Origin of the sequence: Mycobacterium kubicae (genome assembly GCF_015689175.1) — a bacterium.
GTDB classification, from domain to species: Bacteria; Actinomycetota; Actinomycetes; order Mycobacteriales; family Mycobacteriaceae; genus Mycobacterium; species Mycobacterium kubicae.
The window spans coordinates 886,697-911,556 of record NZ_CP065047.1 but is presented as its reverse complement, the minus strand read 5'-3'; the positions used below and the strand labels follow the sequence as shown (position 1 = coordinate 911,556).

Sequence of the window (24,860 nt, the reverse complement as noted above, 5' to 3'; positions counted from 1 at the left end):
CTAGTGGGGTTACTGGTACTGGTGGGGGACAACTAATTGAAAAAACTTGAATTATTCCGATGTAATTCTTAGCTGCTCAGAGCGGGTTTTCGCGGCCTGGACGGCGGCATCTACGGTCGCTCGAAATCCACCCCGTTCCAGTTCCCGCAAGGCGGCCGCGGTGGTCCCGCCGGGCGAGGCGATCAGGGCGCGCAGTTCGAAGGCTGAGGTGTCGACCCGTAGTGACTCGCCTTCGGCCTGGCCGCGGTCTTGATCCATCCGCTCCAGCAGCATCGCCGCCGATCCGGCCATGGTTTGCACGGTCAGGTCGTTGGCGACCTGCCGGCTGAGGCCGACCGCAACAGCCGCTTCCACCAACGCTTCGACCAGCAGGAAGAAGTACACCGGGCCCGAGCCGGACACGGCGGTCACCGCGTCCATCTGTGACTCCGCAACGGTCAGCACCCCACCTACCGCGTCGAACAGGGAGGAAGCTTCGGCGAGCTGTTCGGGTGAGACGAATCGGCCTTTGGCCAGGGCGGTGACGCCCGCGCCGACCAGCGCGGCCGCGTTGGGCATCGCGCGAATCACCGGGGTGCCGGCGGGCAGCTTCGACTCGAAGTAGGTGAGGGTGATGCCGGCGGCGATGGTGATGAACACCTGCTCGGCGCTGTCATCGTCGGCCGCGGCGGCCGCAGCGGCCAAATCCCCCATCACCGCGTCAACATCGGCCGGCTTGACCGCGACCACCACGAACGTCGCGCTTTCCACCGCCTCCTTGACCGACGTCACCAGCACCGAATACGTCTGCGACAGGTATTTGGCCCGCTCTAGCACACGCTCGGCCAGCACCAGGTCCTTCACCTGCCGTCCGGACCGCAGCAGCCCCGCAAGCAGGGCCTCGCCCATGCTTCCCCCGCCGATGATCGCGATTCTCGCCATGCCGGAAAGCATCTCAGACACTTCGGCGGCGGCCCGCTACCGGGCGGCAGGCACCATCGCCAGCTGACGCGACTGTGCGACCAGGCGACCCGCTTGGTCGACGACGATGTGGTCTTCGTCAAACCAGTCGTGCCCGATCTCCACGCACGTGCACACCACGCGCAGCCAGCCGTCGACGGGTAAGGCCCGCAGGAAGGCGGTCAGCTGCACCGTAGGCGCCCAACCGGTGCGGTCCACTGCGAAGGTGACCGGCGCCGAGAGGTCGGTGCACATCAGGGCGAACAGCGCGTCGGGAGCCACATCGCGCGGTCGCGCCCACATCTGCAGCATCGGCGCCCGGCGAGTCCCTCCGTCGGTGACGGGGTCCATCGTCGACAGCAGGGGCCGCACATCGCAGCCTTCGCCCAGGTGCACCAGACCGGCCAGACGATGGCCGGGCTGGATCGGGGCCAGGTCGTCGGGCGGCTCGGGCGCCATGAGGTCCAAGACGGGGTTCGCCGACAGCAGCGGCGCTGTGGTTCCACCGGGAAGGTGGTGTTCGGGCTCGCCCAGGGTCACGACGGCGTGCACCGCGGTCCGCTCGCCCTGGTTGAGCTCGACATCGACCACGCTGATCCGTCGGCCCCGCTTGCGGATCGACGTGACCACCTGCATCGGTCCGGGGTCGGGCGCCCACAGGAAGTTCGCCGACACCGCCACCGGCTGCTGGTCAGGCCCCGCACACGCGGTGCGCGCGGCGTTCGCACACAACGCCACCATCGCGCCGCCGTGCACCTTGGGGCCGATGGTCCAGTGCTTGTTCAGCTCGCCGTCGAAGACGCCGGGGCCGACCTCCCGCAACGACATCGCGGTGGTGAATAGGGCGTTCATGGTCTCCTGGAGGTCAGCGCAGCAGATGTGTGCGGGCGAATTGCAACGACTCGGACAGCATGGTTTCGCGCTCGGCGGCCGACCGGGCCGACGACGTGGACACCTCCAGCACGACGTGGCCGTTGAACGCCCCACCGGCCAGGGTCTGGCACACCTCCGCGGTGGGCTGCGTGCCGCGCCCCGGCACCAGGTGCTCGTCGGCGGGCAGGCCGCTGCCGTCGCACAGGTGCAGGTGGACCAGGCCGGCACCCATCCGCGATGCCATGTCCAGCGCGTCGGTGCCTGCCGTCGACGTGTGCGACAGGTCCAGCGTGTAGTGGGCGTAATTGCCGTCCAGCGGGTCGTAGGACGGCGAGAACGCCGAGATTGCGGGGCCGGGGCCGCCGCCGCGCCGGCGCATGCGTTCCCTGGACTGGTCGGCGCCGAAGAACCGATCCGCCCGGAACGGGAACATGTTCTCCACGGCGACCATCACACCGCTGGTTTCTTCCAGGTGGGCCACCTGCTCGCCGAATCCCTCGGCGTAGCGCCGCTGCCACCGAAACGGCGGGTGCACCACAACGGTCGGTGCGCCCAGTTCCTCGGCGGCGCGCACACTGCGGTCCAGCTTGGGAATCGGGTTGGCGCCCCACACCCGCTGCGATATCAGCAGGCAGGGCGCGTGGACGGACAGCACGGGCATCCGGTAGCGCTTCGAGAGCTTCTTGACCGCGCCGACGTCCTGGCTGACCGACTCGCCCCACACCATCAGCTCGACCCCGTCATAGCCCAGCCGCGCCGCATACTCGAAGGCCGCCTCGGCCCGCAGCGGGTACACGGATGCTGTCGACAGGCCAACTCTGATTGCTGGGCGCACTGTGGGTGGGTGGCGCCTAACCCGACTGCAACAACGCCAAGGGGCCCAGGGTGATCAACGCCCCCACGGCAACCGCGATCAACGTACTGGCGATGTCCTCGGTCTTGCGGACCACTCGCACCCCGACCACCAGGCCTAAAATGACCAGCACCGACAGCACCAGCGCCACGATGCTGTTCCACCGCCACAGCTGGTCGAAGGCGAGGAACAGCCCCGCGCCGAAGGCCACGGCCAGAACCGACTGCAACACGATGACGGCGCCGCGCCACAGTGCGCTCAGAGTGCCCGGCGCCGGCTCGGCTTTGTCGGCTTCGGGCCGCTCGAGGTCCTCTTCGTCGAAGACCGACGGGGCCTGCTCACTGCGCCGGCGGGCCACCTCGTCGGCCAGGGACTGCCCGCCGAACAGGGTGCCTTCTGAGGCTTGCAGGTAGGAGCGCGCGTAGGCGGAGTCTTCGACTTCCTCCTCGGCCGTGGTCGTGGGCACCTCATCCTCGGCGACGTCGACGGAGGTGTCGACGTAATGCTCAACCGGGTCCGGGCTCATGTCCTCGGCGCCGGATTGCCGGCCGCGATCGGCATCGGCGTCGTCGCTGTAGCGCAACGGCCGCGGGTATTCGCTGCGTTCCAGGCCCTTACCGCGGCGGGTCAGCGGGTCGGACTTGGGCCAGCGCGGCTCGGGCTGCGACCAGTAGACGTTCGTGGTCTGCTCTTCCACCGCCTCGTCGGTGGCGTCATCTGGCACCGTCTCGGGGGCGTGCGTGACGGCTTCCTCGACGACGGGTTCGGCTACCGGTTCGGGGGCCGGTGGCGGCGCGGGCTCGGCGACCTGAACACGCCCGTTGGGGGGTTCGGGCGCCGGTGACGGCGGTGGCGCAGTCCGGGCTTCGCGCGGCTCGTCCCGAATGATGGGGATCTCACCGGTCAGCTCGGCGACGGTCACCGAGTCGCTGTCACCGCGGCGGCGCCGACGCCGCCGGGTGGGCGCCGGAGCGCCGATGGTGCCGTTTCTGGCCAGCAGTTCGGCGACCGAGATTTGCCGGGTGGAGCCGTCCTCGGTCTCGGAGTGTGGTCCGGTCATGGTTTGTTGCCTCTCGATCGGTTAGCTGCGATCCGATCACCTACCTGACCTCTAGCATCGCGCACCGAAGTCTCTACAGCCGAAGAATCCATGAACGCGGTCCCGTCCGCTTCACTGTCGAGTTTGCGCAAGATAAGACCCTCCCGCAGCGCCCACGGGCAGATGTCCACCGCTTCTATCGACAGCGCACGCATGCTTGCCTCCGCCACCAGAGCACCCGCCACGATCTGCGGCGCGCGCTCGGCGCTCACCCCTTCCAGTTCTGCCCGGTCAGCGGTCGTCATCCTAGAGATGAAAGATATGAGTTGTCTGAGGCCGTTGGCCGTGAGCGTCCTCTTGACCCGCGGGCCGTCCGCCGACGGGGCCGCGCCGGTGAGGCGGGCCAGCGACCGGAAGGTCTTTGACGTCGCCACCGCCAGGTCGGGTTCGCCGGCCTCCAGCACGGTCGCACTGGCCTCGGCGAGCTCGGCGTCCAGCCAGTCCCGCAGCATGGCTACCCGGCGGCGGCCGGGCGGATCGTCCGGCAGCCATTCGCGGGTGAGCCGCCCGGCGCCCAGCGGCAGCGACAGCGCGACCTCGGGCTCCTCGTCGACGCCGCTGGACAGCTCGAGCGATCCGCCGCCGATGTCGAGGTTGATGATGCGCCCGGCGCTCCACCCGTACCACCGGCGCACCGCCAGGAAGGTCAGCCGCGATTCGTCGACGCCGCGTAACGCCACCAACTCGACGCCGGTCTCTTTGCGGACTCGCGCCAGCACGTCGTCGGAATTCTCGGCGTCACGCACCGCTGAGGTGGCGAAGGCCATTAGCTCGCTGCATCCGGAGCTGACCGCGATCTTGGCGAATTCGTCGATCGTCGAGATCAGCTTGTCGGCCCCCCGTTTGGTGAGCTTGCCCGAGCTGTCGGTGGCCTCGGCCAGCCGCAGCGTCGCCTTGGTCGAGCTCATCGGGGTCGGATGCCCGCCACGGTGAGCATCGACCACCAACAGGTGGACGGTATTGCTCCCGACGTCCAGCACACCCAATCGCACGGGAAACAACCTAGTCGGACTAGGTTGCGGGCGTATCTCGACCCACACACGGCTTCCCGCGTCGACGCACGGGCCCGCAGCGAAATGTGGTCTAACGTTGGTGCCGTGGCACATTCGCGCCCGACGTCGGCGCTCCCCGGCCAGGAGGTCGAACTGGATTTCGCCCGGGAATGGGTGGAGTTCTACGACCCCGACAATCCCGAGCACCTGATCGCGGCCGACCTGACCTGGCTGTTGTCGCGCTGGACGTGTGTCTTCGGCACACCCGCCTGCCACGGGACCGTGGCGGGCCGCCCCGACGACGGTTGCTGTTCGCACGGTGCGTTCTTGTCCGACGACGACGACCGCGCCCGCCTGGACGACGCGGTGCAGAAGCTGACCGACGAGGACTGGCAGTTCCGTGAAAAAGGGCTGGGCCGCAAGGGCTATCTGGAGCTCGACGAGCATGACGGTCAGCCCTCCTATCGCACCCGCAAACACAAGAACGCCTGCATCTTCCTCAACCGGCCCGGCTTCGCCGGCGGCATCGGCTGCGCACTGCACAGCAAAGCCCTCAAGCTGGGTGTCGCGCCCCTGACGATGAAGCCCGACGTCTGCTGGCAATTGCCGATCCGGCGCAGCCAGGAGTGGATCACCCGGCCCGACGACACCGAAGTTCTCAAGACCACGGTCACCGAGTACGACCGTCGCGGCTGGGGCTCGGGCGGTGCGGACCTGCACTGGTATTGCACCGGAGACCCGGGCGCTCATGTGGGCGCCAAGCAAGTCTGGCAGACCCTGGCCGACGAGCTGACCGAGTTGCTGGGCGAGAAGGCGTATGCCGAATTAGCCGCAATGTGCAAGCGCCGCAGTCAATTAGGGCTCATTGCCGTGCACCCCGCGACCCGCGCCGCGCAGTAGCACGACCGGTCAGTCGCCGTTGTTCTTGGTGTAGGCCACCACCATGCGTAGCGCGCTGGCGTTCAGGTAGGTTTCGACGGCCTCAGCGGCCGCGGATGCGTCGCGCGCCGCGACGGCCTCGGTGATCGCCCGCAGGTCCGCCAGCACCGGCCCAGCGTCCTCATAGGCGCCGGTTAGTTCGTGCTCGCGGCCGCCGAAGGCATGCTCCACCCAGCGATACAGCAAACCCAGCGCCCGGTTGCGGCTGGTGTGGATCAGCACGTGAAAGTAAGCGAGGTCGGCCGCCTGCCGCGCCACGGCGCTGTCGGCTTCCTGCACCGTGGCCAGCGCCGCACGTAACGCCTCCACGTCTTTGGGGGTGCTGCGTCCGGCGGCCAGGCGCCCGATCAGGGGACCCAGCGCCGCGCGGATCTCCAGCAGTTCGACCAGGAACTCCGGGCCCAACTTGCGCACCAGCGCCTCGACCACCGCGGGATGGGTCAGCCCTTCGGGGTCGCGCACCACGTTGCCGCTGCCATGGCGGGCCTCGATCAGACCCATCTGCTGCAACCGGGCCAAGCCCTGGCGCAACGACGTGCGATTGACGTCGAGTTGTTCGGCCAATTCACGCTCGGGCGGCAGCGTCGAACCGGGCGGAAACACGCCGTCGAGGATGGCGTCGGCGATCGTCGCGGCGATCTGTTCATCGACACGCTGACGATCCGGCGGCTGCAGCGGACTTGACTGGTTCATTGGCTCAACCAATATAGTGGACGCATCGCGAGGACGCGCGCAACCAGGAGCGTGTGTCGCCGAACCGGAGGAGGCGTCGAGTGGACGAGGAGATGACATCGGCCGTCACGCCGCGCTGGCGAGGCAAGCCAGGCCGCTTGGAGGTCTGGTATGCCACCTTGTCCAACCCGCTGACCCGCGACGGCCTGTGGGTGCACTACGAGACGGTGGCGCCCACCTCCGGTGCTGCGTACGCGCACGGCTGGCTCACCTGGTTCCCGGCCGACGGCTCGCCGCGCACCGCACGGTTCGGCCCCGAGCCCGTCGAACCGGTGAGCGGCCGCGCCTGGTTCGATGCCGCAGGCGCCACTGCCGGCCCCGACGGCTTGTCGGGCCGCGCCGGAGCGTTCCGTTGGGACCTGTCCTGGAAGGACATCGCGGCCCCGTTGTGGACGTTCCCTCGGGTGGCCTGGGAGCGCGAACTGCTGCCCGGCGCGCAAGTGGTGCTCGCCCCCACCGCCGACTTCACCGGCTCGGTGACCGTCGGCGACGCCAGCCACACCGTCGACGGCTGGCGCGGCGCGGTCGCCCACATCTACGGGCACGGCAACGCCAAGCGCTGGGCCTGGCTGCACGCCGACCTCGGCGACGGCAACGTCGTAGAGGCGGTGAGCGCCGTGTCGCACAAACCCGGACTGCGCCGGTTGGCGCCGTTGGCTTTCGTTCGACTGCGCATCGACGGGCAGGATTGGCCCACAAGCGGTTTGCCGTCGCTTCGGATGCGCACCACGCTCGGGGTGGCGCACTGGCAACTCGAGGGCCGCATCGGGGGCCGCAAGGTGCTCATCCGCGTCGACCAGCCGCCGGAAAGATGCGTGAGCCTGCAATACACCGATCCTGACGGCGGCACCGCGGTGTGCACCAACACCGAACAGGCCGACATCCACATCGAGGTCGACGACCGGCGCTGGTCGGTCCTGGGTACCGGTCACGCCGAAGTCGGTCTGCGCGGCGCACAAGCACCCATGGTCAACGAAAGAGTCAACGAAAGGACATCATCATGAGCTTCGCCCTGGACCCGCCGCTGTTGTTCGTCTCCGGAGTGCTCGTCGAGCGCGGCGTGCCGCGGCGCCGCCGGGACATCGCCGAAGCCGCCATCCTGGGCATCTTCTTCGCCGGGTCGTTCGGGCTCTACAACAACGTGCCCGGGCTCGGGTTCCTGTGGCGGCCGTTCCGGGCTCGCAACGGTCGCGACTTCATGTGGAACAGCGGCGTTTTCGCGGTGGAGACCGACCAGGCGCAGTGGCCGCTGCACGCGGCCGCCGGCGGAATCTTCGCCACCTATCCGTTCTTCCTCAAGTTCGGGCGCGCGCTCGGCCGTGTCCTGTCAGCGCGGGCATGAGCCGGCTGGCAGAGCGCGCGACAGCAGACTTCGGGACTGCCCTGTTGCCGCAGGAGCACGGCGGTCCGGCCCCGGCCGAGTTCGTCGAGCGCCTTGACCGGTACCTGGCGCGCATGCCGGTCACGACCCGGCTGGCGGTACGCGCCGGGCTGATGTCACTGGCCGCGGCGAGCTACTTCACCACCGGGCGGTCCCTGTCACGGCTGAATCCGGTTGCGCGGGAACAGGTTCTGCATCGCATCGCGGCGCTGGGCCCGGATGCCGGCGCGGCGGTGGACGGCATCAAGGTGATCGCGCTGCTGGCCAACGGCGCTGACACCTATGCCCACGAACTGCTTTCCCGCGCCCAAGAACAGGGCCCGGTGCGCCCCGATGCGGCGTTGAGCGTCACCGCCTCGACGGACAGCCCTTCGGTCATCAGGGCCGATGCGGTGATTGTCGGGTCCGGGGCCGGTGGCGCCATGGCCGCGCGGACCCTGGCGCGGGCCGGCATGGACGTCGTCGTCGTCGAAGAGGGACGGCGCTGGACCGTCGAAGAGTTCCGCTCCACCCATCCGATCGACCGCTACGCCGGGCTGTATCGCGGGGCCGGGGCGACGGTGGCCGTGGGCCGCCCTGCGGTGGTGTTGCCGATGGGCCGCGCGGTCGGCGGCACCACCGTGGTCAACTCCGGGACCTGCTACCGCCCGCCGCTCTCGGTACAACGGCGCTGGTGTGCAGGATTCGGTTTCGGCCTGGCCGACCCGGACCGGCTGGGCGCCCAGCTCGACGAGGTCGAGCGCACGCTGCAGGTTGCCCCGGCGCCGCGAAACATCATGGGCCGCAACGGTAATCTGCTGCTGGACGCCGCGAAGGCGTTGGGTTGGCAGGCCGCACCCATCCCCCGCAACGCGCCGGGGTGCGAGGGCTGTTGCCAGTGCGCGATCGGGTGTCCGCACAACGCCAAGTTCGGGGTTCATCTCAACGCGCTGCCTCAAGCCTGCGCGGCCGGCGCGCGCATCATCTCGAATGCCCGCGTGGAACGGGTGCTGCACCAGCGCGGCCAAGCCCGCGGGGTGCGGGCCCGGCGGCCCGACGGCACGGCCATCGACGTGCTGGCCCACACCGTGATCGTGGCCGCCGGGGCCACCGAGACACCAATGTTGTTGCGACGCAGCGAACTCGGCGCTCACCCGCGGCTGGGGCGCAACCTGGCGCTGCATCCGGCGACCATGCTGGCCGGTCGTTTCGACGACGATGTGTATGCCTGGCGTGGGGTGCTGCAAAGCGCGGCCGTACACGAGTTCCACGAGTCCAACGGTGTGCTGATCGAAGCGACCTCCACACCCCCGGGCATGGGGTCGATGGTGTTCCCGGGCTACGGCGCCGAGCTGCTGAGCTGGCTGGACCGGGCGCCTCAGGTCGCCACGTTCGGCGCGATGGTGGCCGATCAGGGTGTCGGCTCGGTGACGTCGGTGGGTGGCGTGCCGCTGGTGCGCTACGACATCGCCCCGGCCGACGTCGCCAAGTTGCGGGTCGCCATGGGCGCCATCGGTCAGTTGCTGTTCGCCGCCGGCGCGGTGGAAGTGCTCACCGGTTTGCCCGGCGCCCGGACCGTGTCCTCACCGGCGGCGCTGCAGGAGGCGCTGCAACGCAGCAGCCCGCGCAGTCTGCACCTGGCGGCGTTCCACCCCACCGGTACAGCGGCCGCCGGCGCCGACGAGCAGCTCTGTCCGGTCGACCCCGACGGCCGACTGCGCGGCATCGACGGTGTCTGGGTGGCCGACGCGTCGATCCTGCCCAGCTGCCCGGAGGTGAACCCCCAGGTGTCCATCATGGCGGTGGCGCTGGCGGTAGCCGACCAGATCGTCGGCGCCTCCTGACCGAGTGTGCGTCCTGGGCTTCCAGCGTGCGCTCTGGGTCGGAAATCGCCGGATTCACCGCCCCCAGCGCTCATTCGGCGCCGCCACCGCACACTCGCCGCTGAGCCGGACTCAGCCCTCGAGCTTGTAGCCCAAACCGCGCACCGTCACCAGGTGCACCGGGTTGGCCGGGTCGGCTTCGATCTTGGACCGCAACCGCTTGACGTGAACGTCGAGGGTCTTGGTGTCCCCCACATAGTCGGCGCCCCACACCCGGTCGATGAGCTGGCCGCGAGTCAATACCCGCCCGCTGTTGCGCATCAGGTATTCCAGCAGATCGAATTCCTTGAGCGGCAAGGTGATCGCGTCGCCGTTGACCGATACGACGTGGCGTTCCACGTCCATCCGCACCGGACCGGATTCCAGGATGCCGTCGCTGATTTCGGAGTCGTCGTCTCCCCCGCGGCGCAGGACCGCCCGGATGCGGGCGATCAATTCGCGCGCCGAATACGGCTTGGTGACGTAGTCGTCCGCGCCCAACTCGAGGCCGACGACCTTGTCGATTTCGCTGTCGCGGGCGGTCACCATGATCACCGGCACGCCCGAGCGGGCGCGCAACTGCTTGCACACATCGGTGCCCGACATTCCGGGCAGCATCAAGTCGAGCAGCACGATGTCGGCGCCGCCCCGGTCGAATTCGGCCAGCGCAGCAGGGCCATCGGTCACCACGGTGGCCTCGAAGCCCTCTTTGCGCAGCAGGAAGGCGAGCGGGTCGGCCAGCGACTCCTCGTCCTCAACAATCAACACGCTGGTCATTGGCACTTTCCCTGATCACGGGTCATCGACTTAGCTCTTCCTCTCGTTGTGACCTGATGGACCGCACGTCGCGACTTCGCAACGGCTCGGGCTCCTCGTCGTCGTCGGGCACGGTCGCCTTGACCGCCGGAATCGACAACGTGAACGTCGACCCGGTGCCCGGCTTGCTCCATACGCCGATGCTGCCGTTGTGGTTGGCCGCGACATGCTTGACGATCGCCAAGCCGAGTCCGCTGCCGCCGGTTGCGCGACTGCGCGCCTTGTCCCCGCGGAAGAACCGCTCGAAGACGCGCTCCTGGTCTTCCAACGCGATGCCGATACCGCGGTCGGTTACGGCGATTTCGACGTTGTCACCACGCTTACGCCGGCTGATCGAGACCAGCGACCCTTTAGGTGAGTAGGCGATCGCATTGGACACCAGATTGGCAAGCGCGGTGACCAGCAGGGTTTCGTCGCCGAGCACCCGCAGCCGGCTGGGCGCGTCGGTCCGGATTTCGATCTTGGCGTTGTCGGCGGCCACCTTGTGACGCGAAATAGCCTCGGAGACAACGGTATCCACGTCGACCTCGGTGACGTTGGACAACCGCTCGGCTCCTTGCAGCCGGGACAGCTCGATGAGTTCGGCGACCATGTCCCCCAGCCGGTTGGCCTCGATCAAGACCTTCTCGGCGAACCGTCGCACCGTCTCCGGGTCGTCCGCCGATGCCAGCAACGCCTCGGCGAGCAACGCCATGGCCCCCACCGGCGTCTTGAGTTCGTGGCTGACGTTGGCGACGAAGTCACGCCGGGTGGCTTCCATGCGGGCATAGTCGGACTGGTCGTGCACGAAAGCGACGGCGAACCGGCGGTCTTCCTCGCTCAGCAGGCGGGCTTGCCCGTGCACCGACAATCCGGATCGGCCGCCGGGACGCTTCGGCGGCAACAGGTCGAATTCAACGGTGTCCCCGCTCAGCGCCTGCTGGGCGGCCTGCCAGGCCTGGTTGTCGAGTTGGCGGTCGCGGACCAGGCCCAGTTCCTGCGCCCGGTCGTTGAGATAGACCACGTCGCGATGGGTGTCGACCACCGCCGCCCCCACCGGCATCAAAGCGACGATGCGTTGCAACATCTGCGCGACGGTGATTCCCGTCCAGTCGGGGGCCGAGGGTTGGCGACGTTGTGTGACCCGCCCCGACAGCCGAACGCCTAAGGCAACGCCTGCGGCCAGTGCCAGCGCGGATAACACCCCGGCCAGCAACAGTGCCGAGAACACAGTCACAACCAAAATCCTACAAATCGGGTGAACGCCACCCTAGCGGAGCGCGGCCAAAATCGGACAAGTCACATACTGCGCGGCACATGTTCGGCTGCCGTTAACGCGATGTTCAGCAATGGGCCCTTTCGGCTTCGCAGAACGGGCCCGATCAGGCTTTTCCGGCGCCCTGACTGGCCACGGCCGCAGCCCCCGCCTCAGCCGCTTCGGGGTCCAGATACGTGCCGCCGGGCACCACCGGCCGCAGGTCCGCATCGAGGTCGTAACGCAGCGGAATGCCGGTCGGGATGTTCAGTCCGACGACGTCCTCGTCCGACATCTGGTCGAGGTACTTGACCAGCGCCCGCAGCGAATTGCCGTGCGCGGCGATCAGCACCGTCTTACCGGTGCGCAGGTCCGGGACGATGACGTCGGTGAAGTACGGCAGGAATCGGGCCACCACGTCCGCCAGGCACTCGGTCAAGGGTCCGCCGCCGATGTTGGCGTAACGCGGGTCGGTGTCCTGGCTGTACTTGCTGCCCTTCTCGATGGCCGGCGGCGGGGTGTCGTAGCTGCGCCGCCAGGCCATGAACTGCTCTTCGCCGTAGCGTTCCTTGGTCTCGGCCTTGTCCAAGCCTTGCAGCGCGCCGTAATGCCGTTCGTTGAGCCGCCAGCTGCGCTTGACCGGGATCCACAATCGATCGGCGGCGTCGAGCGCCAGGTGCGCGGTGGTGATGGCGCGTCGCAGCAGCGAGGTGTAGAGCACGTCGGGCAGCAGGTTTTCCTCGGCCAGCAACTCGCCGCTGCGCACCGCCTCGCCGCGGCCTTTCTCGGTCAGGCCGACGTCCACCCAGCCGGTGAACAGGTTGAGCGCATTCCAGTCGCTCTCGCCGTGGCGCAGCAGTACCAACGTGGCAGTGTCACCCATGCGGAAAGTCTCTCACGCGCGGTCTGAGGCTCGCCGAGCGTAACGCCACCGCGAAAACCGGGCCCAGAATTCGCGGCCCGGTTCCGCTCGCGGAGACTAGTCGTCGTCGATCAAGTGCGCGAACGCCTGCAGGTTCTTCAGCGACTCCCCGCGAGACACCCGCCACTCCCACTCTTTCTGGATCGACGACCGAAAACCCAACTCCAGCAAGGTGTTGAAGTCCGCGTCGACCGCCTCGAGCACCTGTCCGAGCACCCGGTCGATCTCCTCGGCGTCGACCGAAGCCAGCGACATCCGGCCTACCAAGTAGATGTCGCCGACGTTGTCCAAGGTGTAGGCCACCCCATAGAGACGCCGATTGCGCTTGAGCAAGAACCGGTAGACGCCTTCGTTGTTCTCGTCGGGCTTGCGGCACACGAATGCCTCGACACGCACCGAGTGCTCCCCGATGCTCAGGATCGTGTTTGTCTTGAGCCGGCGCTCGCCGGGCAGTTCCACGATCAGCCCAGGCAGACCACCATGCGCACCGGCGTGCATCGAGTAGGTCAGCTGGCTGGCGTTGAGCGCGTCCTCGATCACGCGCTGCACGGTCACGCTAGACGTCATGCGCCCACCCCCCGACGGGTTGTCCAGCGCCGGGGCTTGCGGGCCGCGACCAAGTCGCGCACCCGTCCCCGCCGCTCGGCAGTGAAGTCACCGATCGCACGCCGGTAGCTGGCAAGTAGTGCATCGGTGGTGTATTCCCACGAAAAGGTCGCGGCATGCTTGGCGGCTGCCCGGCTCATCGCCCACCCGTGCGGCCCGGCGCTGACCTCGAGCAGATGGCCTATCGCGGTCGCCCACTGATCAACGTCGTGCCCGGCCACCAGCGCGCCGGTGATCCCGTCGCGCACCGCCACGGGCAGCCCGCCGACGGCAGCCGCCACCACGGGCGTTCCGCAGGCCTGCGCCTCGATCGCCACCAGCCCGAACGACTCGGAATAGCTGGGCACCGCCACCAAGTCGGCCGCGCGATACACCGTCGCCAGATCCTCACGCGATTGCGGCGGCAGGAACGTCACCCGCGCGGCGATGCCCAGTTCCTCGGCGAGCCGCGCCAATCCGTCCGGTGAGGACAGACCGCTGCCCGACGGACCGCCGGCCACGACGATGCGCACCCCGGGCAACTGAACTGCGGCTCGCAGCACGATGTCGGGCGCTTTGAGCGGCTGGATGCGGCCGACGAAGGCGACCACCTGTTCCTCGGGTGGCAGGCCCAGCGCGACCCGGGCCGCTTGGCGATCCCCGGGCCGGAACAGCTCCAGGTCGACACCCGGATGCACCACGTCGATCCGGGCAGGATCGGCATGGTGAAGCGAAACCAGTTGTGCAGCTTCATCTTCGGTGTTGACGATGAGCCGGTCGGCTTCGTCGACCACTTGCTGCTCACCGACCGTCCGCAGCGGCGGCTCGGGCGTGTCGCCGTCGGCCAGTGCGGCGTTCTTGACCGCGGCCAACGTGTGCGCGGTGTGTACCAGCGGCACCGCCCAGCGGTCCCGGGCCAGCCAGCCCACCTGACCGGACAACCAGTAGTGCGAGTGCACGATGTCGTAGAAGCCCGGTTCGTGGGCGGCTTCGGCGCGCAGCACTCCGGCCGCGAACGCGCACAGCTGGGTGGGCAGGTCGTATTTATCCAGACCCTCGAAGGGCCCCGCCACCACGTTGCGCACCAGCACACCGGGAGCGACCCGCACCATCGGCGGGTCCGCGGATGCGGTGGCCCGGGTGAAGATCTCGACCTCGATGCCGCGCCGGGCCAGATGCAGCGCGCTTTGCAGCACGTAGACATTCATGCCACCGGCATCACCGGTGCCCGGCTGGGCCAGCGGCGAGGTGTGCACCGCCAGAAGTGCCACGCGGCGCGGGTCAGTCACTGCCGAGTCGTCGCGCCACACACTGTCATGTCTACAGCACGCTGGACGACGAGCCGTGGTGGCACGTCGCCGCTATTCGGCGAGAGCCTCGCTGTTCGCCAGCCGGTTGTCCAGCGCGCCCGAGCGGCGCATCGCGCCCAGCGGGTCGGCGTACAGCCCGGCCAACGACACGATGCCGGCCCCGGCTTCCTGCACCCGGTTGCCGAAGGCGGTGACGCGGATATCCCGCGGCGCCAGCACCGAGCGCGCCGCGAACGCCGCCTCCACGTGCTCCATGCCCTCGGGATACTCGGTGAAAGCCTGGCCGCCGACGACCAACTCGTCGGGGTTGAGCATGTCGCGCAGCAAGGCCACCGCCTCGCCGAGCACCCGAGCCCGCTCGGCCAACAGATCCTTGGCCTGTTGGTTGCCGGCGCGCGCCATCCGCAGCAGGTCGGTTACCGCGGTGGCCGCCCCGCCGGCCCGGCTGACCGGAGCGGCGCCGGGCGCCAGGCTGGGCAGGATCTTGAGTCGGCGAGCCGCCGCCAGCACCGCCTCGTCGCTGACGGTCGACTCCAATTGCCCTGCGCCACCGAGTAATTCAGAATTCACCGGCAACGGCGCAATGGTTCCTGGGCCGCTGGTGGGGCAATGCACCCGGCCACCGATCACCAGCGCATAGCCCACCGTTTCGCGCGCATAGACGTACAGGCTGGTCGACGAATTCGGCGCGAACCGGCGCATCCCGAGCAACAACTCGGCACCGGCCATGGCGTCGACGTGGGACGCGACCGAGACCGGCAGGCTCAGCGCGTCGGCCAGCACCGGACCGACCGGCGCCTGACGCCAACCCAGCCGCGGGTGGTCGACCAGACCGGTGGCGCCGTCGACGGTGCCACCGATCGCCACCCCGACCCACAGCGCGCGACGTCGATGCCAGCGGCGCAGATACCGAGAGGCGCTGTGTGCCAGCGACGTCAAAGCGGGCCCGGCGGGGTTCAGCGGTGTCGGGGTTTCCACGGTGTCCAGCGTGCGGCCGAACAGGTCGGTGGCCACGATGCTGGTGGTCCGGGCGCCGATGTGGATGCCCAGCGTCACGAACGGCTCGTGATTGACCTCCACGGGGACCCGCGGTCGCCCGATCGCGCCGGAGACGGCCAGATCAGCGCGCTCGCGCAGCAGCCCGGCATCCAGCAAGGCAATGACCTGGCGGTTCACCGTCGCGATGCTCAGCGATGTGACGTTGGCGATGACGTCGCGTCCGACCGGCCCGCGCAGTCGCACCGCGCGGAAGACTGAGGCCGCCGCGGAGTCTGACAGCTGCAGCGCCGGCGGCACGACCTGGCGATACGTGCGCAACTGGCCCTTGGCGCCGGGAGCGCGGCGGTGTGAGCGTTGGGTGAGAGTAGTCGTGTGCACAGGCGTCCTTTGTCCGAGTTCAGATGGCCGGTCCTTGGCCACACCTGCCGACGAAGAAGTCAGGCGCGGCAAAGTGCGCGACAACAACACGCGCCCGCGCAAAGACACGCGGTCATCGTGCTGAACAAGGCGCTGCGGTACACAGGGAAAATTTAGCACGTTTACTAGAGTTGGTCGCGATGACAACTTCGGGCGGGCAGCAACGCATTGCAGTGGTCACCGGGGCCAGCTCCGGGATCGGTGAGGCGACAGCCAAAACCCTTGCCGCGCAAGGCTTTCACGTAGTCGCCGTGGCGCGGCGGAAGGACCGCATCGGCGCCCTGGCGGAGGCGATCGGCGGTAGTGCCGTTGTGGCAGATGTCACAAACAGTGACGAGGTGGACGCGTTGGCGCGCGGGTTGAGCCGCGTCGACGTGCTGGTCAACAACGCCGGCGGCGCCAAAGGTCTGGAACCGGTGGCCGAGGCCGACCTCGAAAACTGGCGATGGATGTGGGAGACCAACGTCCTGGGCACGCTGCGAGTGACCCGTGCGCTGCTGCCGAAGTTGATCGAATCCGGTGACGGACTGATCGTCACGGTGACCTCGATCGCGGCGATGGAGGTGTACGACGGCGGCGCCGGTTACACCGCGGCCAAGCACGCCCAGGGCGCGCTGCACCGCACGCTGCGCGGCGAGTTGCTGGGAAAGCCGGTGCGGCTCACCGAGATTGCGCCAGGCGCGGTGGAGACTGAGTTCTCACTGGTTCGCTTCGCCGGCGATCAGCAACGCGCCGACGCCGTCTACACCGGCATGACGCCCCTGGTGGCAGCCGACGTCGCCGAAGTGATCGGGTTCGTGGCTTCCCGGCCCCCGCACGTCAACCTCGACCAGATCATCATCCGGCCGCGCGATCAGGCGTCAGCGACCCGGCGGTTCAACCACCTGGACCAGAACTAGGCGACGTCGAGGACGGGCTCGTCGAAGACGGGCTCGTCGAGGAAGTCGTCGGCGTGCCCGACAAGCTGGGCGCGTTGGACGGGGTGGCCGGTGCGGTCACCGGGATCTGCGTCGACGGCGGATGTGACGTGGGCGGCGGCAGCGCGGACATCGACACCCAGGTGTCCCAGTCCACGGCCCAGTCCCAGATATCGCCGTCGGAGTAGGACAACTGGATCGAGCTGCCCGTCACTTCGACCGGGTCGCCGTACATTGCGGTCGGGAAATACTCCGCGGCGTCGGCCGTGGACAGGTTGATGCAGCCGTTGGTGACGTTGCTATTGCCCTGCGCGCCGGCACTCATCGGGTTGGCGTGGATGAACTCACCGTTGTTGGAGATGCGCACCGCCCAGCGTTCGTGCACATTGCTGTAACCGGCGGCCGGGTTGGACATGTAGAAGTCGGCGTACTTCTCGGTGACCACGTGGATGCCGTTGCGGGTGACGTTGCGCGCCTTGTCCGCCTCGCCGTAGCTGCATGGGAAATCCATGATGACGCCGGCGTCGGTGATCACCTGGATGCGGTGCGAGGACACCTCCGCCTTGACGACCTGGCGGCGACCGATCTGGATGTTCAGCGAAAAGTCCTGTGCGCCATAGGCGCCATCGCCGAACGGCAACCCGTACAGCTTGGCCTCGACGTTCACAGTGGTGCCCGCCGGGTAGTACTCGCGCGGACGGTAGTGCACGCGGGCACCCTTCGCCTCGTCCGGCAGCCAGGCCCAACTGCCCTCCACGGGCGGGTTGGTGGTGACGGTGAGCGCGCGTTCGACGGCGGCCTTGTCCGCGATCGGGGCGTCGAACTGGATGATGATCGGCGCGGCGATGCCCACCGTCTGGCCGTCGGCGAGCTGGAACCCGCCGTCGATCTTCTTCGTCGGTGTCACGGTGGTGAACTTGCCCGCCACCGGAACGGCCTTGCCGTCATGGCCGACCGCCGAACCCGTCCATGTATAGGTCGAGTCGTAACCAAGCGGCTCGGTGGTGGTGAAAACCGTGCGGTCCTGGTTGAACGTTCCGGCGACGGTCTTGCCGGCGGAGTTGGTCAGCGCTACCCGCTGGAACCAGCCGTCGCTGATCTCGACGCTGATCGGCGCGATCGGCACCACGTCCTGGGCCGCGTCGGCCGGCCGGAATGTGAGCTTGGGCGCCGGAGGCGGTTTCTTCTCGGCCTGCTGCAGGCCGGTTTTCCCGGCACAGGCGGCCAACACGCTCGGCGCGAACACCCCGACCCCGAGCGCGGCCAGCGCCCTGCGTCGATTGATCGGCCCCCGGCTTTCGGGGACGCTGGATGTGCTCACGAGAGTCCAAGATACCGGGAGAAACACCCACTTCCGCGCCACAAAGAAGCGCGGCGGAGTTCGTTGACGACGAAAATAGCAGCTACAGCGCGCAGCCGACCAGGACAGGTTCGGGTTGCAGTGTGATACCAAACACATCACGGACCCCGTCGCGCACGGTGCGGGCCAATACCATCACGTCCTCGGCGGTCGCCCCGCCTCGGTTCGTCAGTGCCAGCGCATGCTTGGTGGACAGCCGGCACCGGGCGTCGGCGCCCGGATATCCCTTGCCGAACCCGGCGTGCTCGACCAGCCAGCCCGCAGCCAGTTTGACGCCGTCGGGCGCCGGAAAGTGCGGCACCGCAGCGCCGCTGCGGGCGGACAGCCGGTCGTAGACCTCCGGCGCGACCACCGGGTTGGTGAAGAACGAGCCCACACTCCAGGTGTCGTGGTCGGCGGCGTCGAGCACCATGCCCTTACGGGCCCGCAACGCCAGCACCGCGTCGCGGACCGCGCGGGGATCGGCGCGCTCGCCGCTGCTCACGCCCAGCGCTGCGGTCAGCTCGCCGTACCGCAACGGCGCGCTGCGGCCCGAGTCGTCCAGCGCGAACTCGACTTCCAGGACCACAGCGGGCAGATGCAACCCGTCGGCCCGTTTGAGCATGCTGGTGCGGTATCCGAACCCCAACTCCTCGGCGGCGGCCCACCGCACGACGCCGGTGCTGCGATCCAGTAGCCGCACCCGGGTGATGGTGTCGGACACCTCCACGCCGTAGGCGCCCACGTTTTGCACCGGCGTGGCCCCGGTCGAGCCGGGAATCCCGGACAGGCACTCCAGCCCGCCCAGACCGTGGTCGAGGGCACTGAGGACCACGTCGTCCCACACCGCGCCCGCCTCGGCGCGCAGCAAATTGCCGGTCACGGTCACCGCGTCATTGGCCAGCCGCACGACGGTCAGGTCGTCCAAAGCGTTCCCGATCACCACGTTCGAGCCGCCAGCAAACACCAACACCGGACCGCAGTCGCCGTTTCGGGCGTCGGCGTCGAGTTGGCGCAACACGGCGACCACTTGATCGGTAGTGGCACAGGTGATTACCCGTCGCGCCACCGGTCCGACCCGCAGCGTGGTCAGCGGTGCCAGCGGAACCGCCTGCGCGACATGCGCACCGGCAAAGAGAGCACCGGTACCGCTCCGTTCCATGGGCCGTAACGGTAGCGTGACCAGCTATGCCCCGCTCGTTCGACATGTCGGCCGACTATGACGGCAGCGTCGAGCAGGTGCACCGGGCTTTTCACGACCCGGATTACTGGAAAGGCCGGCTGGCCGAAACCCCGGTCGACATCGCGACTATCGAGTCACTGCGGCTCGGTGGCGAGTCCGGGGACGACGACACCATCGAGGTGGTCACCCTGCAGACGGTGTGCAGCCACAACCTGCCCGGTCTGGTCACACAGCTGCACCGGGGTGACCTCTGTGTGCGACGCGAGGAAATCTGGGGCCCGGTCACCGACGGCATCGCCACGGCGTCCATCAAGGGATCCATCGTGGATGCGCCGGTGAGCTTGTCCGGAACCGCGGTGCTGGCGCCCGTCGCGGAGTCGGGAGGCTCGCGGATGACGCTGCAGCTGTCCATCCACGTGCGTATCCCGTTGATCGGCGGCAAGCTCGAAAGCCTCATCGGCAACGAGTTGGGCCAGCTGGTCACCATCGAGCAGCGCTTCACCACCCATTGGGTCGCCAACAACGTCTGACCTTGCTTCTAAGCTGGCGGATATGCGGATCGCGTTGGCGCAGATCCTCAGCGGCACGGATCCGGCCGCCAACCTGCAGTTGGTGCGGGAGTACGCCGGGCAGGCCGCCGAGGCGGGCGCAAAACTGGTGGTGTTCCCCGAGGCGACGATGTGCCGCTTCGGCGTGCCGCTGGCCCCGGTCGCCGAGCCGGTCGACGGGCCCTGGGCCGACGGTGTCCGACGGATCGCGACCGAAACCGGGATCACCGTGGTCGCCGGGATGTTCGCCCCGTCGGGCGACGGTCGGGTGACCAACACGCTGATCGCGGCCGCGCCCGGGGCGCCCAGCGTCCACTACGACAAAATCCACCTCTACGACGCATTCGGGTTCACCGAGTCGCGCACGGTCGCGCCCGGGCGGGAACCGGTGCTGATCACCGTCGACGGCGTCCGGGTCGGGTTGACCATTTGCTACGACATCCGCTTTCCGGCGTTGTACACCGAGCTGGCCCGCCGCGGCGCCCAGCTCATCGTGGTCTGCGCATCCTGGGGGTCGGGGCCGGGCAAACTCGAGCAGTGGACGTTGCTGGCGCGCGCCCGCGCGTTGGACTCGATGAGCTACGTCGCCGCGGCGGGTCAGGCCGATCCCGGCGACTCGCTCAGTGGTCCGGGAGCGGATTCGGGGGCACCGACCGGGGTGGGCGGCAGCCTGGTGGCCTCGCCGTTCGGCGAGGTCGTGGCGTCGGCAGGCGCCCAGCCGCAACTGGTCATCGCCGACATCGACCCCGAAAAGGTCACCACCGCGCGAGACAGCATCGCTGTACTGCGCAACCACTCAAGATTTGTTCAGCTTGATAAGGCAGAATCACACGGGTGACGAATCCGCAGGGACCCCCGAACGAAGGCCCGTCATGGGCGCGTCCTGGCGATCACAGCCCGCTCGGCCGGCCGCCTCTACCCTCTGAGAACCCCACGACCCAGCTGCGGCCGGGCGCCCCGCAAGGTGGCCGGGCACAACCTCAGCAACCGGGCCAGGCGCCATACCAGAACCCACCGATGGGTGCGGCCAACGCCGGCACCCAACGACCGGTCTACACCCCGCCGCCCAATCCGGCCGGGGCGCCCACAACTCAGCTGACGCCGCCGTCGGAGCAGCCTCCCGAGGGCAAGAAGAAGCGCCGACTACGCGACCCGCTGTCGATCTTCCTCGTGGTGATCATCGTGTTCGCGCTGCTACTGGCCGGAGTGATCGGCGCGGAGCTCTACGCGCGCAACCGAGCTAACAGCAAGGTCGCTGCGGCGGTCGCCTGTGTGGTCAAGGACCAGGCCACCGCATCCTTCGGGGTGGCGCCGCTAGTGCTGTGGCAGGTCGCGACCGACCACTACACCAACATCACGGTGGAGACGGCGGGCAACCAGATCCGCGACGCCAAGGGCATGAAGCTGCAACTGAACGTCCAAGATGTGCAACTGCGTGACTCCGGCGATTCCAAGGGCACCCTGGGCGCCTTGGACGCGACCATCACCTGGACGGCCGACGGCATCAAACAATCGGTGCAGAACGCGATCCCTGTGCTGGGCGAATTCGTCACCAGCAGCGTGACCACTCACCCCAGTGACGGCACCGTCGAACTCAAGGGCATGCTCAACGACATCGTCGCCAAGCCCGTGGTTTCCGGCAACGGCCTCGACCTGCAGATCGTCAGCTTCAACACGCTGGGCTTCTCGTTACCGAAAGAGTCCGTGCAATCGACGCTGAGCGAGTACACCGCCAACATGACGAAGAACTATCCGCTGGGCATCCACGCCGACAGCGTGCAGGTCAACGACTCCAGCGTGGTGGCCCACTTCTCCACCCGCAACGCCAACATTCCGGCCGGCGGGAACGATCCCTGCTTCGCTAACCTCTGAGCCCGTCGAGCACCACTCGGGTGCCGGATAGGCCGAGCCTGGTGGCCCCGGCGTCCACCATTGCGACGGCGTCGGCGGCGCTGCGAATGCCGCCGCTGGCTTTGACGCCCAGGCGGCCGCCGACGGCCTGATGCATCACCTCGACGGCACGCACCGTGGCACCGCCCGCCGGGTGGAAGCCGGTTGAGGTTTTGACGAAGTCGGCGCCGGCCTGTTCGGCGGCGCGACACACGGTGGTCAAGACGCCCTCGTTGGCCTGGCCGAGCAGCACCGCAGACTCCACGATCACCTTGAGTACGGCTCCGCCGGTGGCCGCGCGGACCGCCTCGATGTCGGCTCGCACCGCCTGGATTTCGCCTGCTAGCGCGGCGCCGACGTCGATGACCATGTCGACCTCAGCGGCGCCGTCGGCGACGGCCTGGGCGGCCTCCTGCGCCTTGATCACCGAGGCGTGCTTGCCGGACGGGAACCCGGCCACGGCGGCGACGCGTGTCCCGCCGGCCGCGATGGCCGCCGACACCATGGACGGCGAGACACACACGGCGTAGACACCCAGATCGGCGGCTTCGGCGACCAGCGCGGTCACATCGGCGACCGTGGCCTCCGGTTTGAGCAGGGTGTGGTCGACCAACGCCGCCAACTGCTGCCGCGTGAGGTGGCTGGGCACTAGAACGGCTCTTCCGGGCTGCCTGGGTTGCAGCCCGCGGCCAGCATCTGCGAGTCGTCCACCACCGGTCGCCACGGCTCGAGGTTCCAGCTGGTCTTGCCCGGCTGTGCGAGTTCGGCGAACTGCCAGTGGCACAGGAACTGCGCCCGCATCCCCGGGGTGTCGGCGTTCGGTGCGAGCGCTAGGACTTCGGCCCATGCCTCGTCGGCCGCGGCGCCCGCACCCTGCTGTCGCGCGGCCGTGCGCCCATTCGGGGTCGGGTAGACGCGCAGGCTGGGCAACTGCCCCCACTGCACCCATTCGGTGTGGTCGACGAACGGCGGCGGATAACCCGCACCGGAGGGGCCGGATACGGGATCAGCGGCGGCCGGCGCGGCACTCAGCACCACGCTGAGCGCCGCGGCGGGCGCCAGGATCAGGGCTTTCATGCCCTAACGCGACTTGCCCTGTACTTCCAGGAGTTTGGGCCGAACGTCGACCAGATACAGACCGGCTGCGCCAGCGGCTACTGCCATCCCGAACACGCCGAATACGTAACTCAAGATCGAGGCCAGCGCCACCGCAGCGCCGAGGATCAACAACCACACCGGCTTGGTCTGCTTGTCGGCGGCGGTGTAGGCGTCCGTGCGCTGCATCGCAGCGTGGACGAACGCGTAGACCGCCGTCACCAGGACGGCAACCTGCACGACCAACAGGACAGTGCCCACGAGGTTGCTCACGCCTCAAGAGTATGCGGGTTGCCGAAGAAACGTCGACTCCGAGCCGCCGCGAGGCGACTCGGAGTCGATTAGGTTCCCGGTCCGAGCCGCCGCGAGGCGACTCGGAGTCGATTGGGAGTGCTACTACCTACTTACTTCTGGGTGACCTTCTTGGCAGCGGCCTTCTTGGCCGGAGCCTTCTTGGCCGGGACCTTCTTGGCCGGAACAGCCTTGGCGGCGACGGGCTTGGGAGCCGGCACAGCCTTCTTGGCCGGCGCGGGCGCCGCCTTCTTGGCCTCGCCGCCCTTGTCGCTCTTGTCGCCCTTCTTGGGCAGCTCGATGCCGACCAGCTTGGCCGCACGCTCACCGACCGCGCGGGTCTGCGAGGCTACGGTGCCCAGCGCTTCCTGGGTCAGCTCGACAGCCTGATCGACGTAACCCTCGGCCCGAGACGACGCGTCCTCGAACGCCGACTGGCTGCGCAGCCGCTCCAGCGCGGCCTCGCCACGCTCGACGAGTTCGTTGTACCGGCTGGTGGCAGCCTCCAGGTAACCCTCGGCGGCCTTGCGCAGCTCCTCGGGGGTGAAACGCTCGCGCAGTTCGGCGATCTGCTCGTTGAGTTGTTCGGGCAGGTCCTCACGCAGGTTGGTCAGCCGGCTGCGGCTCTCCTCGACACGGCTGCTCAGGCGGGTACGACGGTCCTCGACCCGGCTGCGGGTGTCGGTGCGAGTCTCCTCGGCACGCTCACGCAAAGTGGTGATCAGGTCATTGACGGTGGCCAGGGCCAGATCGGCGGCGCCCAGCGCGGCGAGCAACGGAGCCCGCAGGTCTTCAATGTTGGTGTTCTCAGCCATGATTTTCCTTTCTCCATTACTGAATCGGCGATAGTGCGTATTGGTTGAAACGAGGGCAAGCATCGGCTCCTGAGGGGAGTAGTCAAGACCCGCGGATTGACGTCGCACGCTGCTTGCTCAAAACCTCCTGGTCATCGGGTCGGTGAACGGTCGAGTCGTCGGTAGTAGGCGCCTATGGCGCCGCCGGATCGCTCCTCGTACACGTGGTCATCGTGGTCTCCTTGTCGGTCTTCGAGCTGCCGGCCAGTCGATCGGCTGGCTGTGCCAGCGACTGGCTTGGACGGAAGACGTGTCGCTCCGCGGCTGCGTCCCGCTCGGGCGGCGGTGGCCACGGTGACGCCCTGGGGCTAGTCGTCCGTCCCGGTGGGTTCGCTCGAACACTCCTCACGGGTGGCCTCATTCTGCTGGGTAAACGACGCGTAGATGTCGAGCAGAATCTGCTTCTGGCGTTCGGTGATGGCCGTGTCGGTGACGATCGCGTCGCGCACCTGGCTGGTCTCGCTCGGTTCGAGAATCCCGGCGCGCACGTACAGGACCTCGGCCGAAACCCGCAGCGCCTTTGCGATCTGAGCCAGCACGTCGGCGGACGGCTTGCGCAGTCCGCGTTCCACCTGGCTCAGGTACGGGTTGCTCACGCCGGAGCGCTCGGCCAGTTGCCGCATCGAGACCTGCGCCGTCTCGCGCTGCGTCCTGATGAAGCTGCCGATGTCAGAAGCCTTGGAGGACACCGAAGACACCGTGGACACCTTGGTGCCCGGCTTGTCCTCGGGGGTCATCAGCGTACTCCTGGCGTGTGCGGCGGTCGTTTACGCCCATCAGGGTACAAATGGGTGCTTGCTTTTGCAAGCAC

The 24,860-nt window shown here is 68.2% G+C and carries 27 protein-coding genes; 8 read left to right on the top strand and 19 right to left on the bottom strand.

Translation table 11 applies throughout. From position 1 onward, the window contains the following. Window positions 1–51: 51 nt before the first annotated feature. Genes proC through I2456_RS04230 form a run of 5 tightly spaced genes read right to left on the bottom strand, consistent with a single transcriptional unit; the run spans window position 52 to window position 4,756 of the window. Window positions 52–921 (bottom strand): pyrroline-5-carboxylate reductase, encoded by an 870-nt coding sequence (proC, locus tag I2456_RS04250; protein ID WP_174814169.1) that lies wholly within the window; start codon window positions 919–921, stop codon window positions 52–54. Between the two features lie 36 nt (window positions 922–957). After that, entirely contained in the window at window positions 958–1,791 is an 834-nt protein-coding gene (locus tag I2456_RS04245) for a thioesterase family protein (protein ID WP_085075039.1), read from the bottom strand. Between the two features lie 13 nt (window positions 1,792–1,804). After that, window positions 1,805–2,647 (bottom strand): sugar phosphate isomerase/epimerase family protein, encoded by an 843-nt coding sequence (locus I2456_RS04240; RefSeq protein ID WP_068022342.1) that lies wholly within the window; start codon window positions 2,645–2,647, stop codon window positions 1,805–1,807. A 16-nt stretch (window positions 2,648–2,663) separates the two neighbouring features. After that, on the bottom strand, window positions 2,664–3,725 hold the full coding sequence (locus I2456_RS04235; protein ID WP_085075040.1) for a hypothetical protein: 1,062 nt from the start codon (window positions 3,723–3,725) through the stop codon (window positions 2,664–2,666). After that, entirely contained in the window at window positions 3,722–4,756 is a 1,035-nt protein-coding gene (locus tag I2456_RS04230) for a Ppx/GppA family phosphatase (RefSeq protein WP_085075041.1), read from the bottom strand. Before I2456_RS04230 ends, I2456_RS04235 begins: the two co-directional genes overlap by 4 nt. Before the next feature lie 84 nt (window positions 4,757–4,840). Between I2456_RS04230 and I2456_RS04225 the strand changes: the two genes are divergently transcribed. Next, the gene (locus I2456_RS04225; RefSeq protein ID WP_068022348.1) at window positions 4,841–5,656 is read left to right on the top strand and encodes a DUF3109 family protein; all 816 of its coding nucleotides are present in this window, start codon (window positions 4,841–4,843) and stop codon (window positions 5,654–5,656) included. 9 nt (window positions 5,657–5,665) lie between these two features. Here the strand turns inward: I2456_RS04225 and I2456_RS04220 are convergent, their stop codons facing one another. Beyond that, window positions 5,666–6,388, bottom strand: coding sequence for a FadR/GntR family transcriptional regulator (locus I2456_RS04220; protein ID WP_085075042.1), 723 nt, complete (start codon window positions 6,386–6,388; stop codon window positions 5,666–5,668). 80 nt (window positions 6,389–6,468) lie between these two features. On the opposite strand from I2456_RS04220, the gene I2456_RS04215 reads away from it, so the two are divergent. The 3 genes from I2456_RS04215 to I2456_RS04205 are packed head-to-tail and all read left to right on the top strand — an operon-like array spanning window position 6,469 to window position 9,631. Further along, window positions 6,469–7,431, top strand: coding sequence for a hypothetical protein (locus I2456_RS04215; RefSeq protein ID WP_085075043.1), 963 nt, complete (start codon window positions 6,469–6,471; stop codon window positions 7,429–7,431). After that, entirely contained in the window at window positions 7,428–7,769 is a 342-nt protein-coding gene (locus tag I2456_RS04210; RefSeq protein ID WP_068022357.1) for a hypothetical protein, read from the top strand. Before I2456_RS04215 ends, I2456_RS04210 begins: the two co-directional genes overlap by 4 nt. Then, the gene (locus I2456_RS04205; RefSeq protein WP_085075044.1) at window positions 7,766–9,631 is read left to right on the top strand and encodes a GMC family oxidoreductase; all 1,866 of its coding nucleotides are present in this window, start codon (window positions 7,766–7,768) and stop codon (window positions 9,629–9,631) included. Before I2456_RS04210 ends, I2456_RS04205 begins: the two co-directional genes overlap by 4 nt. Window positions 9,632–9,742: 111 nt before the next feature. Here I2456_RS04205 and regX read toward each other — a convergent pair whose 3' ends face one another. From regX to I2456_RS04175, 6 genes are all read right to left on the bottom strand, one after another. After that, window positions 9,743–10,426 (bottom strand): two-component sensory transduction protein RegX, encoded by a 684-nt coding sequence (regX, locus tag I2456_RS04200; RefSeq protein ID WP_068022362.1) that lies wholly within the window; start codon window positions 10,424–10,426, stop codon window positions 9,743–9,745. Window positions 10,427–10,448: 22 nt separating this feature from the next. Next, on the bottom strand, window positions 10,449–11,681 hold the full coding sequence (locus I2456_RS04195; RefSeq protein ID WP_139823263.1) for a sensor histidine kinase: 1,233 nt from the start codon (window positions 11,679–11,681) through the stop codon (window positions 10,449–10,451). 145 nt (window positions 11,682–11,826) lie between these two features. Continuing rightward, window positions 11,827–12,582, bottom strand: coding sequence for a phosphoglyceromutase (locus I2456_RS04190; RefSeq protein WP_068022364.1), 756 nt, complete (start codon window positions 12,580–12,582; stop codon window positions 11,827–11,829). Window positions 12,583–12,678: 96 nt separating this feature from the next. Then, the gene (locus I2456_RS04185) at window positions 12,679–13,188 is read right to left on the bottom strand and encodes a type III secretion system chaperone family protein (protein WP_085075045.1); all 510 of its coding nucleotides are present in this window, start codon (window positions 13,186–13,188) and stop codon (window positions 12,679–12,681) included. Further along, entirely contained in the window at window positions 13,185–14,516 is a 1,332-nt protein-coding gene (gene mshA / locus I2456_RS04180) for a D-inositol-3-phosphate glycosyltransferase (RefSeq protein WP_085075046.1), read from the bottom strand. The genes I2456_RS04185 and mshA overlap by 4 nt, the downstream gene beginning before the upstream one ends. 51 nt (window positions 14,517–14,567) lie before the next feature. Further along, a complete protein-coding gene (locus I2456_RS04175; RefSeq protein WP_082951961.1) occupies window positions 14,568–15,893 on the bottom strand; it encodes an ROK family transcriptional regulator in 1,326 nt (441 codons plus the stop codon). Between the two features lie 179 nt (window positions 15,894–16,072). Between I2456_RS04175 and I2456_RS04170 the strand changes: the two genes are divergently transcribed. After that, window positions 16,073–16,831, top strand: coding sequence for an SDR family NAD(P)-dependent oxidoreductase (locus I2456_RS04170; protein ID WP_068022372.1), 759 nt, complete (start codon window positions 16,073–16,075; stop codon window positions 16,829–16,831). Here I2456_RS04170 and I2456_RS04165 read toward each other — a convergent pair. Together I2456_RS04165 and I2456_RS04160 are read right to left on the bottom strand one after the other, a co-directional pair. Continuing rightward, complete coding sequence (locus tag I2456_RS04165; RefSeq protein ID WP_139823264.1) at window positions 16,809–18,212, bottom strand: L,D-transpeptidase; 1,404 nt, start codon at window positions 18,210–18,212, stop codon at window positions 16,809–16,811. The genes I2456_RS04170 and I2456_RS04165 overlap by 23 nt on opposite strands. 40 nt (window positions 18,213–18,252) lie before the next feature. Beyond that, the gene (locus I2456_RS04160; protein WP_085075048.1) at window positions 18,253–19,350 is read right to left on the bottom strand and encodes a UDP-N-acetylmuramate dehydrogenase; all 1,098 of its coding nucleotides are present in this window, start codon (window positions 19,348–19,350) and stop codon (window positions 18,253–18,255) included. Between the two features lie 26 nt (window positions 19,351–19,376). Between I2456_RS04160 and I2456_RS04155 the strand changes: the two genes are divergently transcribed. Genes I2456_RS04155 through I2456_RS04145 form a run of 3 tightly spaced genes read left to right on the top strand, consistent with a single transcriptional unit; the run spans window position 19,377 to window position 21,791 of the window. Continuing rightward, window positions 19,377–19,901 (top strand): DUF2505 domain-containing protein, encoded by a 525-nt coding sequence (locus I2456_RS04155; protein WP_085075049.1) that lies wholly within the window; start codon window positions 19,377–19,379, stop codon window positions 19,899–19,901. Between the two features lie 22 nt (window positions 19,902–19,923). Then, the gene (locus tag I2456_RS04150; RefSeq protein WP_068022385.1) at window positions 19,924–20,757 is read left to right on the top strand and encodes a carbon-nitrogen hydrolase family protein; all 834 of its coding nucleotides are present in this window, start codon (window positions 19,924–19,926) and stop codon (window positions 20,755–20,757) included. After that, a complete protein-coding gene (locus tag I2456_RS04145) occupies window positions 20,754–21,791 on the top strand; it encodes an LmeA family phospholipid-binding protein (RefSeq protein ID WP_068161965.1) in 1,038 nt (345 codons plus the stop codon). The genes I2456_RS04150 and I2456_RS04145 overlap by 4 nt, the downstream gene beginning before the upstream one ends. Here I2456_RS04145 and deoC read toward each other — a convergent pair. The 5 genes from deoC to I2456_RS04120 form a co-directional block, all read right to left on the bottom strand. After that, entirely contained in the window at window positions 21,781–22,458 is a 678-nt protein-coding gene (gene deoC / locus I2456_RS04140) for a deoxyribose-phosphate aldolase (protein WP_085075050.1), read from the bottom strand. The genes I2456_RS04145 and deoC overlap by 11 nt on opposite strands. Beyond that, window positions 22,458–22,886 carry a DUF2599 domain-containing protein gene (locus tag I2456_RS04135; RefSeq protein WP_085075051.1) on the bottom strand — a complete coding sequence of 143 codons (429 nt, stop codon included), beginning with the start codon at window positions 22,884–22,886 and terminating at the stop codon, window positions 22,458–22,460. The genes deoC and I2456_RS04135 overlap by 1 nt, the downstream gene beginning before the upstream one ends. A gap of 3 nt (window positions 22,887–22,889) precedes the next feature. Continuing rightward, complete coding sequence (locus I2456_RS04130) at window positions 22,890–23,177, bottom strand: DUF2516 family protein (protein ID WP_068022398.1); 288 nt, start codon at window positions 23,175–23,177, stop codon at window positions 22,890–22,892. A 131-nt stretch (window positions 23,178–23,308) separates the two neighbouring features. Further along, complete coding sequence (locus I2456_RS04125) at window positions 23,309–24,010, bottom strand: heparin-binding hemagglutinin (protein ID WP_068022401.1); 702 nt, start codon at window positions 24,008–24,010, stop codon at window positions 23,309–23,311. A gap of 347 nt (window positions 24,011–24,357) precedes the next feature. Further along, window positions 24,358–24,786 carry a helix-turn-helix domain-containing protein gene (locus I2456_RS04120; RefSeq protein ID WP_068161975.1) on the bottom strand — a complete coding sequence of 143 codons (429 nt, stop codon included), beginning with the start codon at window positions 24,784–24,786 and terminating at the stop codon, window positions 24,358–24,360. Between the last annotated feature and the right edge of the window lie 74 nt (window positions 24,787–24,860).